Source organism: Halomonas sp. LES1, from assembly GCF_031846005.1.
In the GTDB taxonomy this organism is placed as follows: Bacteria; Pseudomonadota; Gammaproteobacteria; order Pseudomonadales; family Halomonadaceae; genus Halomonas.
In genome coordinates, this window is the sequence record NZ_JAVRGC010000005.1 from 187,753 (window position 1) to 203,451 (window position 15,699).

15 protein-coding genes are annotated in these 15,699 nt (G+C 62.4%); 9 read left to right on the forward strand and 6 right to left on the reverse strand.

Annotation, left to right across the window (positions count from 1 at the left end; all coding sequences use genetic code 11):
- Window positions 1-17 precede the first annotated feature (17 nt).
- A complete protein-coding gene (locus tag RM463_RS12615) occupies window positions 18-749 on the forward strand; it encodes a 16S rRNA (uracil(1498)-N(3))-methyltransferase (RefSeq protein WP_311430227.1) in 732 nt (243 codons plus the stop codon).
- A gap of 107 nt (window positions 750-856) precedes the next feature.
- Here the strand turns inward: RM463_RS12615 and RM463_RS12620 are convergent, their stop codons facing one another.
- From RM463_RS12620 to RM463_RS12630, 3 genes are all read right to left on the reverse strand, one after another.
- On the reverse strand, window positions 857-2,149 hold the full coding sequence (locus RM463_RS12620; protein ID WP_311430192.1) for an AAA family ATPase: 1,293 nt from the start codon (window positions 2,147-2,149) through the stop codon (window positions 857-859).
- Between the two features lie 493 nt (window positions 2,150-2,642).
- Window positions 2,643-3,608, reverse strand: coding sequence for an ABC transporter substrate-binding protein (locus tag RM463_RS12625; protein WP_311430193.1), 966 nt, complete (start codon window positions 3,606-3,608; stop codon window positions 2,643-2,645).
- Window positions 3,609-3,725: 117 nt separating this feature from the next.
- Window positions 3,726-4,892 carry an iron-containing alcohol dehydrogenase gene (locus RM463_RS12630; RefSeq protein WP_311430194.1) on the reverse strand — a complete coding sequence of 389 codons (1,167 nt, stop codon included), beginning with the start codon at window positions 4,890-4,892 and terminating at the stop codon, window positions 3,726-3,728.
- Between the two features lie 161 nt (window positions 4,893-5,053).
- Here RM463_RS12630 and RM463_RS12635 point away from each other — a divergent pair, with 161 nt between their 5' ends.
- The 5 genes from RM463_RS12635 to ruvX are packed head-to-tail and all read left to right on the forward strand — an operon-like array spanning window position 5,054 to window position 8,744.
- Window positions 5,054-5,716, forward strand: a complete 663-nt coding sequence (locus RM463_RS12635) for a S1-like domain-containing RNA-binding protein (protein WP_311430195.1) — start codon at window positions 5,054-5,056, stop codon at window positions 5,714-5,716.
- Between the two features lie 45 nt (window positions 5,717-5,761).
- The gene (gene gshB, locus RM463_RS12640; RefSeq protein ID WP_195688785.1) at window positions 5,762-6,730 is read left to right on the forward strand and encodes a glutathione synthase; all 969 of its coding nucleotides are present in this window, start codon (window positions 5,762-5,764) and stop codon (window positions 6,728-6,730) included.
- Window positions 6,731-6,743: 13 nt separating this feature from the next.
- The gene (locus tag RM463_RS12645) at window positions 6,744-7,667 is read left to right on the forward strand and encodes a TonB family protein (protein WP_311430196.1); all 924 of its coding nucleotides are present in this window, start codon (window positions 6,744-6,746) and stop codon (window positions 7,665-7,667) included.
- A 17-nt stretch (window positions 7,668-7,684) separates the two neighbouring features.
- A complete protein-coding gene (locus tag RM463_RS12650) occupies window positions 7,685-8,257 on the forward strand; it encodes a YqgE/AlgH family protein (RefSeq protein WP_195688787.1) in 573 nt (190 codons plus the stop codon).
- Between the two features lie 28 nt (window positions 8,258-8,285).
- Window positions 8,286-8,744 (forward strand): Holliday junction resolvase RuvX, encoded by a 459-nt coding sequence (gene ruvX, locus RM463_RS12655; protein WP_311430197.1) that lies wholly within the window; start codon window positions 8,286-8,288, stop codon window positions 8,742-8,744.
- Between the two features lie 4 nt (window positions 8,745-8,748).
- Here ruvX and RM463_RS12660 read toward each other — a convergent pair whose 3' ends face one another.
- Together RM463_RS12660 and RM463_RS12665 are read right to left on the reverse strand one after the other, a co-directional pair.
- A complete protein-coding gene (locus RM463_RS12660; RefSeq protein WP_311430198.1) occupies window positions 8,749-9,381 on the reverse strand; it encodes a hypothetical protein in 633 nt (210 codons plus the stop codon).
- A gap of 75 nt (window positions 9,382-9,456) precedes the next feature.
- Complete coding sequence (locus tag RM463_RS12665) at window positions 9,457-10,485, reverse strand: aspartate carbamoyltransferase (RefSeq protein WP_311430199.1); 1,029 nt, start codon at window positions 10,483-10,485, stop codon at window positions 9,457-9,459.
- Window positions 10,486-10,673: 188 nt separating this feature from the next.
- Between RM463_RS12665 and RM463_RS12670 the strand changes: the two genes are divergently transcribed.
- Complete coding sequence (locus tag RM463_RS12670; RefSeq protein WP_311430200.1) at window positions 10,674-11,117, forward strand: hypothetical protein; 444 nt, start codon at window positions 10,674-10,676, stop codon at window positions 11,115-11,117.
- A gap of 57 nt (window positions 11,118-11,174) precedes the next feature.
- On the opposite strand, the gene RM463_RS12675 is transcribed toward RM463_RS12670, so the two are convergent.
- Window positions 11,175-11,852, reverse strand: a complete 678-nt coding sequence (locus tag RM463_RS12675; protein ID WP_311430201.1) for a helix-turn-helix domain-containing protein — start codon at window positions 11,850-11,852, stop codon at window positions 11,175-11,177.
- Between RM463_RS12675 and RM463_RS12680 the strand changes: the two genes are divergently transcribed.
- Together RM463_RS12680 and RM463_RS12685 are read left to right on the forward strand one after the other, a co-directional pair.
- Complete coding sequence (locus RM463_RS12680) at window positions 11,851-14,343, forward strand: cytochrome P450/oxidoreductase (protein WP_311430228.1); 2,493 nt, start codon at window positions 11,851-11,853, stop codon at window positions 14,341-14,343. The two genes, RM463_RS12675 and RM463_RS12680, sit on opposite strands and share 2 nt — an antisense overlap.
- A 71-nt stretch (window positions 14,344-14,414) precedes the next feature.
- Complete coding sequence (locus RM463_RS12685; protein WP_311430202.1) at window positions 14,415-15,467, forward strand: TRAP transporter substrate-binding protein; 1,053 nt, start codon at window positions 14,415-14,417, stop codon at window positions 15,465-15,467.
- The last annotated feature ends 232 nt before the right edge of the window (window positions 15,468-15,699 follow it).

Genomic DNA, 15,699 nt, shown 5'->3' on the forward strand with positions numbered 1-15,699 from the left:
CGAGTGACCCTGAGGTGATGACCAAGAGATCGCCGCGTATCCACGTCGCCGCCGACCTGCGTGTCGGCGGCGACGTCGTTCTGCCCGAGGGGCCAGCCCGCCATGTGGCGCGGGTGTTGCGCCTGGGTGAAGGGGCCACGCTGCGGCTGTTCGACGGCGCGGGCCTCGAAGCCAGTGCGGTGCTGGTGGAGGCCTCACGCAAGCGGGTGGTCGCGCGCGTCGAGTCGGTGACCACCGGAGCCTGTGAGTCGCCGTTGACGGTGCACCTGGGTCAGGCGATCTCCAAGGGGGATCGCATGGACTACGCCATCCAGAAGGCCGTGGAGCTCGGCGTGGTCGCCATCACACCGCTCTATACCGAGCATGGTGATGTGCGCCTGAAGGGTGAGCGCGAGGCGAAGAAACTCGCCCACTGGCAGGGCGTGGCGGCCAGCGCCTGCGAGCAGTGTGGACGCGCCGTGGTGCCGCCGGTGCACCCACCCCTCGCCCTGGCCGACTGGCTGGCCGGGCGCGACGAGGCGCTGCGCCTGGTGCTGCATCCGGCGACCGGCGGAGGGCTGGAGAGCGAGCCATCCCCCGACGGCGTGGCCCTGCTGATCGGTCCCGAGGGCGGGCTGGCCGAGGCCGAGGTCACGGCCGCCCGCGAGGCTGGCTTCGAGCCGCTCTCCCTTGGCCCGCGCATCCTGCGTACCGAGACAGCTCCGGTGGTGGCGTTGTCGCTGCTGCAGTACCGCTTCGGGGACTTGTGAAGATTGGTTGGGCGAGGCCCGGCCAGAAGCAGACGTTTAGGAATTTCTGTTGTAATGCTTGCAGCAGGGGCGTGACGTCAGGAGCGTCCCTTGTCTGCACTTGTTAACTATAATGCTCTCAGGCGCACATATAGTCGAAATACTGGATTAATGAATTCATATATACCCTGTCCTTCGGGAATACGCCTAAGAACTGGGCCAAACTTTCTATCAAGAAGCCTCGGTAAATTTTGATCCAAATAGTCAACATCAAAATCCTCGGCATCTTTCCTGGCATGCTTTATAAAAATTCTACCGACATCCTCATGGAACAAAGTGGTTTGCTCTGACTGTTCGGCCAAGAGGTGCAACAGCATTTGCCTGTTCTCGGACGTGCCTATCGCTTTCTGATATGCGCTCTCCAAAGTTGGGAACGCAACTCCATTGCGGATATCGCCAAGCACCTCGCGGTAAATATCTTGACTAATGACGGAAACACCCTTCTGGGATGCTTTTGTTACGCATGACTTGCCAATCATTTGAACAAAATAGGGGTAGCCCTGAGAAACTTCCGCTATTTCTCTCTTTACGTCGACGTCGAAAGTTAGGTCTCCGCTATATAGCTCTTCAGCTTTGTCGATAACAGCTATTGCTTCCGTGTTTGGCATAGGTCTTACGTGAATGGCACCCTGTTCGAGCAAGCGTTCAACTGACGCATGATCTTCAATAACATCGGTTAAATCTTGCCCTATGCCACAAATCCCAAATTTCACATCTTTGGAGCTAAGGGATTTAATTAGGGAGCCCAATCCCTTTTTATCACTCAAAACATCAAATTCATCTAAAAGAATAAGAAGTCCATCTCTCCCCATCCTTTTCTTAACCTGGTGCTGAACGATAGACGATAAAAAATTCCTGAATGTTTGAACTGTATCATCAGGCACAACTTTAGCATATTTTGTAGACTCAATGCCCTTTGCGCCCCAATTCACGACCTTCAAATCTGCGCCAGCAGATACTTCTTTTGCTCTTGTAAACTCAACGATCTCTTTTCCATCATCTGGCACCAACCGAAGAAGACCATCTTCATCATCTTGGTCGTTGATCAATCTGGAAAGTAGGCTTTCGCCGGAATTTATCAGTGAGTCGCATGTATAGAAGACAGTTAGATATTTCCGTGTCTTGAGCGGAATTTCATGTTTCAAACCCGCATTTTCGGCCAAAGTGTAATCGCCAAGAGCCATTTGCTGAATTTGACGAAAAAGTGATGATTTACCTACGCCTCGTTTACCATAAATGGCGATTAGACTTGTTGGCGAGTTTAGAGCCTGCATGCAAGATCTAATCAAATCCGCGCGACCGACAAATCTATTTACGTCAGTAATAACGTCAGACGTAAAGCCCGTTTCTGGATCTAACATCCTAAACTCCAATAAATTATAGTTAACAGCTGTATTATATAGCATGCTCGATATTCCACTTGAACGAGCACGCGCGTTCAAGAATGTTCTGCTACGCGCTAGCAGCTCACCTAAGCCATTGAAATAACCGAACATTAAGTTTTGCTCAGCTACATAACACCAATCGCCGCGCATGCAGCATAACACTGGTGAATATGCTGGCTGCCTTTGCCGGCATGGCCGCTTTAGTCGATTGCAGCCATGATATATGTTCTGCTTTGGCTACCTTCTCCGCGTTGCATGCAGGCAGCTTTCATTTTTCTGAGGCGACTTCGGCTAATTTAGCACCGTCGGATGTGTGATCCTATGTTACGAAAGACTGAGATGGGCAAATATTGATCGGGTGCAAGCCAGGCGGCCATTTCCTCTGCCGTGAGTGCGTTGAAAGCGGCGGCTGTTATGCGATAAGGCGCTCAATAGCCCGGCACCGGGAAGGTGCCGGGGCGGGGCTGACTTACTGAAACTGGGCGCTCATCGTGTCCATGGCAGGTTCGCCGTCCTGGGTGGTGACGCCGTCGAGCCATTCGGCGACGACATCCTGGTGCTCGGCGATCCACTCGCTGGCGACATCGTCGGCGCGGCGCTCATCACGAGAGTAGGCGTTGACCCATTCGCTCTGGATATCGCTGCCCACCACGAACTGCTCGAAGAAGCGCGCCAGGTTGGGGTCCTGCTCGGCAAGGTCGGAGCGTACGACCGTGGCCACGTGGCCTTCCAGCTGAGCGGCGCCGGAGTCGTCGGCGTCTTCCAGGTAGTGCATGTCATAGGCGACGTTCATCCAGTGCGGCTGCCAACCGATGAAGGCGGCCCACTCGTCGGCGTCGATCTTCTGGCCCACCTGGGCGAGCATCGCCGAGGCGCTGGACTCCTGGAGGTGCCAGTCGCCGAGACCGAAGCGGTCTTCATCGATCACCTTGAGCACGGCATCATTGATCCCCGAGCCGGCCTCGATGCCGTAGATGCGGCTATCGAAGCGATCGGCATGCTTGTCCAGGTCGGTGATGCTGCGCACGCCGGCCTGCCAGGCGTCGTCGGTGACGGCGATGCCGGTGATGGCCGAGGGCACGTTGTCGACGATCTCGATGATCGAGCCCTCCTCGAGCAGCGGGGCCAGCATATCGCGCTCCTGCGGATACCAACCGGCCAGATAGACATCGAGATCACGCTCCACCAGGGCGTTGAGGATCACACTGACCGCCAGTTCGCGCTGGCGCGTGGTGTAGCCAAGCGCTTCGAGCAGCTGGCTGGCAACCTCGCTCTTGACCGTGATGCCGGGCCAGGGCGGCACGCCGAAGCGGACTTCATCGAGAGTCGGCTGCTCAGGCTCGGCCTGTGCGGTGAGCGGCGTGAACAGGGCGAACATGCCTGCAGACAGCGCCCCGGCGATGAGACGGTGACGAGTGGTGCGTGTGGCAATCATGGGAACTCCCTTTATCGATCTATGAGCGTGCACACCCTGCATGAGGCGGCTGAAAAATGCCATGGATGCCGGTCCTGTGGCATGGATGTGGCACCGGCGTCGCAGGGGTACCCGGGTTCAGGCGTCGGACCACAGCTGCCGGTAGATCTCGATGATCTCGTCGGCGTCGGGCACGCGGGGATTATTGCCGGGGGAGCCGGAGGCCAGTGCCTGTTCGGCCATTTCTGGCATCAGTTCGAAGAAGTGCTCTCGCTCGATACCGAACCGCTCGGGCGTAGGCACCTGCAGCTCTTCATTGAGGGCCTTGAGCTCGTCGAGCAGCTTGTGATTGGCTGCCTCGTCGCCGTCCTGTTCGTCGGCCACGCCGATGGCACGGGCGCAGTCGGCGTAGCGCTCAGGCGCGGCGGGAATCGAGAAGGCAGTGACGCTGGGCAGCAACATGGCGTTGGAGAGCCCGTGGGGCACATGGAAGTGGGCGCCGATGGGGCGGCTCATGCCATGCACCAGGGCCACCGAGGCGTTGGAAAACGCCACACCAGCCAGGGTGGAACCCAGCATCATGGCTTCGCGGGCCTGTTGATCATCGCCGTTATGATAGGCCAGGCGCAGGTTCGGGCCGATCAGCCGCATCGCCGAGAGCGCCTGGCTGTCGCTGTAGGGGTTACGCTTCTGGCTGACGTAGGCTTCCATGGCGTGGGTCAGCGCATCGATGCCGGTGTCGGCGGTGGTACGTGGCGGTAGGCTCAGGGTGAGGCGGTAGTCGACCAGTGCGGCGATCGGCATGAAGCCCAGGCCCACGCAGAGCATCTTCTCATCGCTGGTTTCGTCGGTGATGATGGTGAAGCGTGTTACCTCGGAGCCGGTACCCGCGGTGGTGGGGATGGCGATGATCGGCAGGCCCGCTTCGTTGACCTGGCGGGGAAACTTGTAGTCGCGCATTTCGCCGCCGTGCCTGGCGAGTATCGCGATGGCCTTGGCGCTGTCGATGGGGCTGCCGCCGCCCAGGGCGATCAGGCCGTCGTAGTCGCCGTTGCGTGCCATCTCCACGCCGGCCTGAATCGAGCCGACGGTGGGCTCCGGCACGGTGGCGTCGAAGACATCTGCCGTAATCTTGTGTTCGGCCAGCATGTCTTGAAGCTGACTGATATAGCCGAGCTGCACCATCATCTTGTCGGTGATGATCAGTGGACGCCGGCAGCCGAGGCTAGCCAGCACGGCAGGCAGTTCTTGGCTGGCGTTGTCGCCGACCTGCATCAGGCGCGGCAGGATAATCTGAGTCGACATATGGGCTCCCATGTTATTAGTTATCGGGCTGTGAGTATGATGCCTTTGTATCTCGGTACCACGGCAGCATAATAGTAATAACACTTCCTGCGGAAACCGTTCTTATGCCCGACTCCCGTGATCGCCGTTCTGCCCGCGCTGGTACTCCTCGTCGGGAGCCCATGCGCCGTGCGCGCGAGCCCAGGGCCAGCGTGGGCGAGGTGGCCTATCTGCCGGTGGTGACGGTCAACGATACCGGTGCCTTCCTCGACTGGGGGCAGCCCCGCGATCTGTTGCTGCCCTATGGTGAGCAGCGCTTCCAACCCAGTGTCGGCAAGCGAGTGCTGGTCCGCATCTACGAGGACCAGCAGGGGCGGCCGGTCGCCTCCCAGAAGCTCGAGCGCTTCGTCGCCGACGAGGCCGAGGGGCTTCGCGCCGGCGACGAGGTGACCCTGGTGGTCGCCGAGCAGACCGACCTCGGCCTCAAGGCGGTGGTCAACCACCGTTTCTGGGGCGTGCTCTATCGCGATGACCTGACTCGACCGCTGCGGCGTGGCCAGCGCCTGACCGGCTACGTGAAGCGGCTGCGCGAGGACAACCGCCTGGACCTCTCGCTGCTGCCCCCGGGCGAGGCGCGCCTGGACGTGGTAGGTGAGACGGTGCTCAAGGCGCTGCGTGAGAGCGGTGGCTACCTGCCGCTGGGTGACAAGAGCGATGCCGCCGAGATCAAGGCGCGTCTGGGAGTCAGCAAGAACGCCTTCAGGCAGGCCATCGGCCGGCTCTACAAGCGTCGGCTGATCACCCTGGAGCCTACCGGCATCCGGCTGGCGCCCAGCGGCGAGTAGCCGGCATACTGGCCCTATTCATACTCTCGACCGGAATCCGACCCCATGAGCGAACGTGCGCTGAAGATCGGCGTGGTGATGGACCCCATCGCGGACATCACCTACAAGAAGGACACCTCCCTGGCCCTGCTGTGGGCCGCCCGGGATCGCGGTGCCTCGCTGCACTATCTCGAACCCGGTGATCTCTTTCTGCGTGATGGGCGAGCCTTCGGGCGCATGCGCGACCTCGAGGTGCATCGCGACCCCGGTCACTGGTATGACCTGGGCGAGCCCTCGCCGCGTCCCCTGGCCGAGCTGGATGTGATCCTGATGCGCCAGGACCCGCCGGTGGATACCGACTTCCTCAATGCGGTGCATCTGCTCGGCTTCGCCGAGCGCGAGGGGGTGCTGGTGGTCAACCCCACCCGGGCGCTGCTCGAGTGCAACGAGAAGCTCTTCGCTCAGCAGTTCCCCCAGTGCTGTGCGCCGACCCTGGTCTCCTGCAGCGAGACCGAGCTGCGCGCCTTTCATGCCGAGCATCAGGATGTCATTCTCAAGCCGCTGGACGGCATGGGCGGCAGCGGGATCTTTCATGTCGGCCCCGAGGGGCGCAACCTGGGGGCGGTGATCGAGACCCTCACCGAGCGCGGTCGGCGCCAGATCATGGCCCAGCGCTACCTGCCCGAGATCAAGGATGGTGACACCCGCATCCTGCTGGTGGATGGTGAGCCGGTACCCTATGGCCTGGCCCGGGTACCGATGGCGGGCGAGACCCGCGGCAACCTGGCCGCCGGCGGCAACGGAGTCAGTCGCGAGCTCACCGAGCGTGATCACTGGCTGGTTGGCCAGGTGCAGCCGATGATTCGCGAGAAGGGGCTGATGTTCGTGGGGCTCGATGTGATCGGTGACTACATCACCGAGATCAACGTGACCAGCCCCACCTGTGTGCGCGAGATCGACGACCAGCGTGGTACCGATATCGCCGGCCTGCTGATGGATGCCATCGAGCGTCGCCTGGCGGCGGCGCGAGGCTGAGGCGCGAGCCGTCATGACGCTTGCCGTCGGCGACCCCATCCAGTATGCCCCGGTCACCCGCTCCTACCGGCGCTGGCTGGCCTGGTCACTGGCGCTGCTGCTGCACCTGGCGCTGATCGGCGTGGTGGCGAGCTGGCAGTTCGCCGCTCCTCCTCCTCCCGAGCGCTCGAGTCTCGACGTGGTGTTGGTGACTCGCCCCGCCGAGGCGCCGGTAAACGCCGAGGCCATCGCCGAAACCGGCCAGCAGGCCGCCGGCACCCAGCAGGAGGAGGCGCCTGCCGAGTCGCGTGCGGCCCCGGTGGTGGCCCCGGCAACGGCGCAGCAGGGGGCCAGGGATGTCGACCCCGCCACGCCGGCACCACCCGAGTCGGCCGAGCGGGTCACCCCCGAGGCACCGCCAGTCGAGGAGGCGCCATCGGTGGCGGAATCCGAGGCCGAGAGCCCGATGCCGCCGACACCCCGTGAGGCCCCTCAGACGGCGGCTGCCGAGGCCGAGCCTCGAGTGGCGACGCCGACCGCCTCGGGCCGTGATCTGCTCGCCGATGCCACTCGCAGCATCCGCGAGCAGGGCCTGGCGCCGACCTCCCCGGGCCTCGACAGTGCGGCCCCTCGTCAGGCCGCCCAGCGCGCCGCCGAGGCACGCTATATCGACGACTGGACGCGTCGAGTCGAGGCCTATGGCAACCGTGTGCATCCGGCACCGCGTCATCTTCAGGGCCAGCTGCGCATACGGGTGGTGGTCGGTCGTGGTGGCGAGTTGCGCCAGGCGGAGGTGGTACAATCGTCGGGACATCCCGAACTCGACCAGGCGGCGCTGGATACCGTTCATGGTGCCGCCCCCTATCGCCCCTTCGATGCGGGCATGGGCAACCTGGACACGCTCTCCATCACTCGCGTCTGGCGGTTCGGTCAAGGCAACAATTACGGCGTGCGTTAGAACCGCCGGGGAGTCTCATGCAATCCGTGGAAAACTTCGGCCTGAAAGATCACTTCCTGCTGGCGATGCCACACCAGGAAGATCCCAATTTCGCCGGCACGCTCGGCTATCTGTGTGACCATGATGAGAAGGGCACCATGGGGGTGATCGTCAACCGCCCCCTCGAGCTGACGCTGGAAGCGCTGTTCGAGCAGCTCGACCTCGGCGGCGAGGAGAGCCCGCATCGCAACGCACCGGTCTACTTCGGTGGTCCGGTGCACAAGGATCGTGGCTTCATTCTGCATCGCGGCGCCAGCGATGAGTGGGACTCCAGCATTCAGGTCACCGATGAGGTTGCCCTGACCACCTCCATGGACATGCTCCAGGCGCTGGCCGCCGGTCGTGGCCCCGAACATTTCCTGGTGTGCCTGGGCTGCGCCGGGTGGGAGTCGGGCCAGCTCGAGGCCGAGTTGCTCGACAATGCCTGGCTGACCGTGGAGGGGCGCAGCGATATCCTCTTCGAGGTGCCACCGGAGCAGCGACTGAATGCCGCCGCGGGTATTCTCGGTGTCGACCTCAACCTCATGACCCGAGAGGCGGGACACTCATGAGCAGTCCCCTGATGGCAGGAGGTCGTTGATGGCCAGGCCAGGCGAACGCCTGATCCTGGGCTTCGACTTCGGCACTCGCCGCATCGGTGTGGCGGTGGGCAACGAGCTGCTGGGCAGCGCCCGGGAGCTGGACCCCTTGCCGGCCCGGGAGGGCATTCCCGACTGGAGACAGGTGGGGCGGCTGGTCGAGGAGTGGCAGCCCGACCTCTTCGTGGTGGGCCTGCCGCTCACGGCGGCGGGTGAGGAGCAGGAGATGAGCACCCGTGCCCGCAAGTTCGGCAAGCGCCTGTTCGGGCGTTACGGGGTGCCCTGCGAGATGGTCGATGAGCGCGGCTCCACCGGCGAGGCCAAGGCGATCGCCCGGGAGCGTGGCCATCGGGGCAGCTGGCGTGACGAAGGTGTCGACGGCATCAGCGCGGTACTGATCCTCGAACGCTGGTTCGTCGCCCGTGAGGGGCTGCCCCGGGACGGTCTGACGCAGCGCTAAGGCTTCAGGCGGGGTCGGGCCGCTTGAAGTCTCCTACCGACACACCGGCGAACTTTTCCAGGAAGAATACCAGCGTGGCGGGGTGGCGGAAGCGCTCCTCGAAGGCCTCGCGCTCGGCGTGGCGACGGCGCGTCACGCTGGCGTGGTACGCATCGCCGGTCTTGACCACCGTGACCCGAGACTCGCGTTCACCATCACGACTCTCGGCCTGCAGCGGGCCCTCCCCCTCCTCCAGCATCGCCTCCAGCCGCCGGGCGGCTTCCAGCTCCTCGGGCGTGGCCCAGTGGGCCTGGTCGCGGTCGCCGTAACGATAGAGGATCACCACCAGCAGCAGCGAGAAGATCGTGCTGGCCAGCATCCAGGTGAGCATTTCACCGGAGAGCGAGAGGCTGAACACCGCCCACAGCTGGATCAGGGACACCACCGCCAGCACCGCCGCCAGGGGTCGCCACAGGCTCGGGCTCATGAAGCCACGGTTGAGGGTATACCCCCATAGCCCCACGACCGCCAGGGCCCCGAGTGCGAGGTGAACCAGCGATAGGGCACTGCCGCCGCCGGCCAGCAGGGCAATGCCCCCGACCAGCAGCAGCACGGTATAGAAGAGGGCCAGTAGCCGGTAGGCGCGTTGCAGGTTCATGTCGTGGTGCCTCTTGCCGCCAAGGGGAAGGGATTACCCCTCAGCATAGGCGAGGGCAACGACTCCGCGCGTTGCCTACAGCGCCGGGTCGTCAACGCCCAGGCGAGGCGGCACGAACCAGCGCACCGGCCGCAGCTCCCGCTCGATCAGCTCGTCCACCTCGAGCAGGGTGGCGAAGATCGCCATGCGTACCGGGATGCCGTTGTCGGTCTGGCGGAAGACCGCCAGGCGTGGGTCGCCGTTGAGGTCGACATCGAGATCGTTGGCCTCGGGGCGGCTGTCCCGGGGCAGCGGGTGCATCACCAGGGTGTCGCGCCCACAGCGAGTGTCGAGGAAGGCACGGTCCACGGTGAAGTCGCGTGACAGGCAGAAGCCCTCGCTCATCTCGGCGGTAAAGCGCTCCTTCTGGATGCGCGTGGTATAGACCACGTCCACATCGGCATACTCCTGGGCCAGGCTGTCGCGCTGCTCGACGCGGTGGCCCCGGGAGGTCACCAGGTCGATCAGCTGTCTGGGCATCTCCAGTCCCGGCGGCGCCACCAGGGTGATGCGCATGGGGGCGTAGAGGGACAGCAGCTTGATCAGCGAGTGGACGGTGCGCCCGTACTTCAGGTCACCGGTCATCAGCACATGGGCACCGGCAAGCGACTTGCCCAGCCGGGCGAACTCCTTGTCGATGGTGTAGAGGTCGAGCAGGGCCTGGCTGGGGTGTTCGCCGGGCCCGTCGCCGCCGTTGATCACCGGCACATGGGTGGCGGCGGCGAACTCGGCCACCGATCCAAGCTCCGGATGACGCATCACGATGGCATCGCAGTAGCCGCTCATCACCCGGCTGGTGTCGTAGAGCGACTCGCCCTTGGCCATGGAGGAGAAGGTGAAGCCGGTGGTGTCGCAGACGCTGCCGCCGAGGCGACAGAAGGCGGCATTGAAGCTGACCCGGGTACGGGTGCTGGCCTCGAAGAAGAGATTGCCGAGCACGGCCCCTTCCAGCACGCGGGTGACCTGGCGTCGCTGGGCGATGGGCTCCATGCGGGCGGCTACCCGCATCAGGTGATCGACATCGTCGCGGGACAGGGAATCGACGGAGAGCAGATGGTGACTCATCGGCATGGCCTCGGCTGGGGCGAATGAACGGCCGCTAGTGTAGCGCCGAGGGCGGTCGGGTTCACCGGTTGTTCATATAGTTTCATTTGAAACTTTTTATGACCTGGGTCAAGGCGAGTGCCCCCATCGTTCGCGATACTGTTCCCATACGAAGCCAGATCCGACAAAGCTATAACAGGAGCGATGCCATGAGCCCGACAACCGCCACCCGTCACGACGTTCCCAAACAAGCCTGGTGGGCTCGCCTCGTGGACAGCTGCTACCGAGCCACCACGCCAAAGCTGGTCCAGGAAATGCAGCATGAGGCCTCGCATGCCTACAACGAGATGCTCGAGGATCTGGACTTGCCTCTCGATGCCCATTTCGAGCGGGAGATGGCGCGTCAGCTCCAGAGCGGACAGCCTCTCGGTTTCAAGCCGGCCAGGACCCTGATGCCGGTGCTGATGCAGCGCTTCGGCCTTCAGGAGGCAGAGCTGGCCACCGATCCGGACTATGGTGCGATGCGCGCCACCTGCAACGGCTGCCCGGTCGTTGGCCGGTGCTGGAAGGCCATGCGGGGCGGCGCCGATCTGGAGGAGTGCCGCGGCTTCTGCCCCAATGCCGAAGCGTTCGACAGCCGCGCTGCCCAATAGGGAGTTGCGACCAGGAAATGAACCCTCAAGCCTCGAGTGATCGAGGCTTCGCCCTTTCTAGCCTTCCATCAGCTCGGCGAGCCGACGCGCGCATGCCATAACGGCAGTCGCTGCCCGCTCGATATCCAGGTCCTCCATCGCAACGACACCCACGGAGCTTTCCACCCCGGCACCGGCTCTACGGGTGACTATCGGACTGGCCACGCCTACCGCTCCCTTCTGGAGCTGCCCCTTCGTCATACTGTACCCCTGTTGGCGCGATTCCCGGAGCGCCTCACTGTCATTCGGCCGCGGCGGTCGGCCCGCGAGGATGGCGATGCCAGCCGCCCCCTGAGACAGTGGGTGGCGACTACCCAGCCGGTAACCGACTCGCAGCAGGCCTTCATCCGGCTCGGCCACCAGCATCACGACAGCCTCATCGCCCTCGGCCACGGAGACGAAGGCGGTAGCACGGGTCTGGTGGGCAAGCTGTTCCAGCAGAGGCTGCGCCACTCGCCGCAGTTGGGGCTCGAAGTGAGCTGCCAGCAGGGCCACGCCCGCCCCCAGTCTTAGCCCCCCCTCCTCGCCGCGAACGACCAACCCATGCCCCTCGAGGGTCGCCACGATGCGGTAGGCGATGGCGCGATGCACATCGAGAGCCTCTGCCAGCGTGGCGACGCTTACCGTTCCGTCATGTTCGGCAATGATCCTAAGGGCCCTCAGCCCCCTGTCTAGCGTCTGTAGCGTCGTGGACATGTCGCGACTCCTCCCTGAAGACGTGTGTGCTCTGCCAGAAGCGGGATTGACGCCGTTATCTCGAGCGTCTATGTTTCATCTGTTCGATAAACACTACAAGATGTGCGATAAAAGTAAAACATTAAATCTTATGGAGCGGATCATGCGCCCAGCTTCCTCTTCTGCACCTTCACCGGCCGGCATGGGGGGGTGCCCTTTTGATCGGTCGAGCACCACGGCGCCCAATGGATGCCCGGTTTCCGCCGAGGCGGGTAATTTCGATCCCTTCGATCGCCCCTATCAACTCGATCCGGCCGAGGCCCTGCGTTGGTCCCGGGATCAGGAGCCGGTATTCTGGAGCCCCAAGCTGGGGTACTGGGTGGTAAGCCGTTACGAGGACGTCAAGGCTGTTTTCCGTGACAATCTGACATTCTCTCCCTCCATTGCGCTGGAGAAGCTCACCCCAGCACCACCGGAGGCGGCAAAAATCCTCGAGGGCTACGGTTACGCGATGCGTCGTACCATGGTCAATGAGGATGAACCGGACCACATGGAACGGCGCCGCCTGCTGATGGATGCCTTCCTGCCCGAGAATCTCGAAAAACACGAGGGATGGGTACGCGAGCTGGTGCGTGACTATATGGATCGCTTCATCGACAAGGGTCGTGCAGATCTGGTTGGCGAGATGTTTCGCGAAATCCCCATGACCGTTGCGCTGCGCTTCCTCGGAGTGCCTAACGAGGATGCCAAGGAACTGCGTAAATTCTCGGTTGCGCATACGATCAATACCTGGGGTCGCCCCTCTCCACAGCAGCAGTTGCAGATTGCCGAGGATGTCGGCCAGTTCTGGAAGACGGCACAGGAGATCCTCGACCGCATGCGTGCCGATCCCACCGGTGAAGGCTGGATGTATGACTCGATCCGCATGCATGAAACGCATCCCGACATCGTACCGGAGAGCTATCTGCGCTCGATGATGATGGCGATATTGGTGGCGGCACACGAAACGACGGCCTTTGCTACGGCCAACGCCTTTCGGACTCTGCTGTCGAACCGAGAGGCATGGAATGATATCTGCGAAAACCCCACCCTGATTCCCAGCGCGATAGAGGAGTGCCTGCGTGTCGCGGGCTCCGTCGTCGCCTGGCGGCGCATCGCAACAGAGGACACGGAAGTCGGCGGTGTAAAGATTCCCAAGGGTGGCAAGTTGCTGATCGTGCAGGCATCGGCCAATCGTGATCCACGTCACTGGGAGAATCCCGACGAGATCGATATCTATCGTCACAACGCGGCCGAGCACCTTACATTCGGCTATGGCGCGCACCAGTGCATGGGCAAGAACATCGCTCGCATGGAGATGCGGATCATCCTCGATGAGTTTGTCCGTCGCCTACCGCACATGCAGCTGGTCGAAGACCAGACGTTCGAGTATCTGCCCAACACCTCGTTTCGCGGTCCGACGTCGCTATGGGTGGAGTGGGAGCCAGCCCAGAACCCTGAGCGTCTTACTCGCTCGGTGCTGGAGAATCCCACGCACTTCCATATTGGCGCTCCTATCAAGGATGATATTCTGCGTCGAGTCGTGGTCTCCGAGGTGGCCCGTGAAGCTGATGCGGTGATTCGAATCGATGTGGTCGATCCACATGGGCGTGAGCTTCCCGACTGGTCTCCCGGCGCACATATCGAGTTAGTCTCGGGTAAGTGGCGCCGCTACTACTCGCTGTGTGGAGAGCGCGGCGATCGTAGTCGCCTGTCTTTTGCCATTCTTCGCGAGCCCGAGGGGCGTGGTGGCTCGATTCATTTCCACGATACGGTGAAACCGGGCGATGTGCTGCATATTGCCGGCCCCAAGAACCACTTCCATCTGGACGAGACAGCCACACGTTATACGCTGATTGCCGGTGGTATCGGCATCACACCGATTCTTGCCATGGCCGATCGGCTCAAGGCGCTCGGCAAGCCCTATGCGCTCCATTATTGCGGCGCCGGGCGACGGACCATGGCCTTCCTGGAACGAGTCGAGCGTGACCATGGCGAAGCGCTGACCGTCCATGCCGGTGACGAGGGCTGCCGCCTCGACCTGCCAGGAGTGCTGGCCGGCCTATCCGAGGGGGAGCATGTCTACTCCTGTGGGCCCGAGCGCATGCTGGAGGCGCTTGAGGCACTGGCGGTGAACTGGCCCGAGGGTACACTGCATATTGAGCATTTTACTGCCCGCTCCAGCATTCTTGATCCCGAGAATGAGCATGCCTTCGAGGCAGTGCTGGCGGACTCCGATCTGACGGTACGGGTCGGCAACGACCAGACTCTGCTGGAGGCGCTGACAGCGGCCGGTGTGGATGTGCCTAGCGACTGCTGTGAGGGCCTGTGTGGTAGCTGCGAAGTAGCGGTTACCGAGGGTGATATCGATCACCGTGACCTGGTGCTCAGTCGTGCCGAGCGCGACGCTAGTGATCGCATGATGGCTTGCTGTTCACGTGCCAAGGGCAAGCGTCTGGTGCTCTCTCTCTAAACGACTGGCTATTCTCGAGCGCTCCTTGAGACGTAATTTATCTCCAAGGTAAGCATAGAAGGAAACTAATAATGAAAAAACTGACAACCCTGACCACCGCTACCGTCCTGACGCTGGGCATCTTCCAGAGTGCGGCGGCCACCGAGCTGCAGATCAGCACCTGGGCAGGTCCTAACCACGGGGTCAACTCAATCGTCTGGCCGACTTGGGGCAGTTGGATAGAGGAGGCTACCGACGGCCGGGTGAGCGTCAATGTGGTCCATGACATGGGGCCTCCTGGCGCGCAGATGGAGCTGATTGCCGATGGCGTTGCCGATGTTACCTGGCTCTTTCATGGTCTGATGCCGGGACGTTTCGAGCTGACCAAGCTCCCCGAGTTTCCTACCTTCAAGGACTTCTCTTCGGAGGCTGCCTCGGTGGCCTATTGGCGAACGCACCAGGAGTACTTTGCCGATCTCAACGAGCATCGAGGCGTCGAGGTCATCGGGCTCGGTGTCCACGGGCCCGGCACGCTCTTTCTCGAAGAGCCCATCGAGCGTCTGGATGAACTGCCCGGCAATCGGGTACGCATCGGCGGCGGCGTCATGGCGGATGTCTCCGAGGCCCTGGGCCTGACGGGGGTTGCCCTGCCGCCGGGCAATACTTATGAAGCGGCTTCCCAAGGCGTGGTCGATGGCGCCATGCTGACCCAGGAAGGGCTCAAGAGCTTCAGGCTCTCCGAGGTGCTGCCCAACACCGTGCTGATGCCCGGCGGCTTCTATCGCGGCAGCTTCTCGCTGGTAATGAACCCCGACACCCTGGCCTCGCTCCCAGAAGAGGATCGCGAGGCGCTGCTGTCGGTCTCCGGCGAGCGGCTATCGCGACTGTTCGGCTTCATGATGGACGTCGTTGACGGGCGCGGCATGGCCTTTGCCGAGGAGATGGGCAATACCTTCATCGAGCTGCCTCAGGAGGAGGTTGATCGCTTCATGACCCTGGTCGAGGACCTACCCGAACAGTGGGCCGAAGCGGTGGCTGAGAAGGGCGTGGATGGTGAGGCTGCCCTGGAGCACTTCTACGAGCAGCTGGAGGAGGCTGGCGAAGAGGAGGGGCTTACCGAAGACGATCTTGTTGAGCAAGGGTGATACCAGTATAGAGCTCGACCATCAGAGATTATTATCGTCACATACAGAGCCCTGGCGTGTTGCCGGGGCTTTTCGGCTCTGGCATTCAATCCCGTCAACACAGCCCCAGAATCCCCGTCTTTGAATACCCCCGGCCTGCCGTGCTGTCAGGTATATGATCCTGGGAAGGAGTCGGCCTGAGCACGCAGCCCCATGAGATGAATCCTGCAGTGACTTGGGCACTCTTTATTGA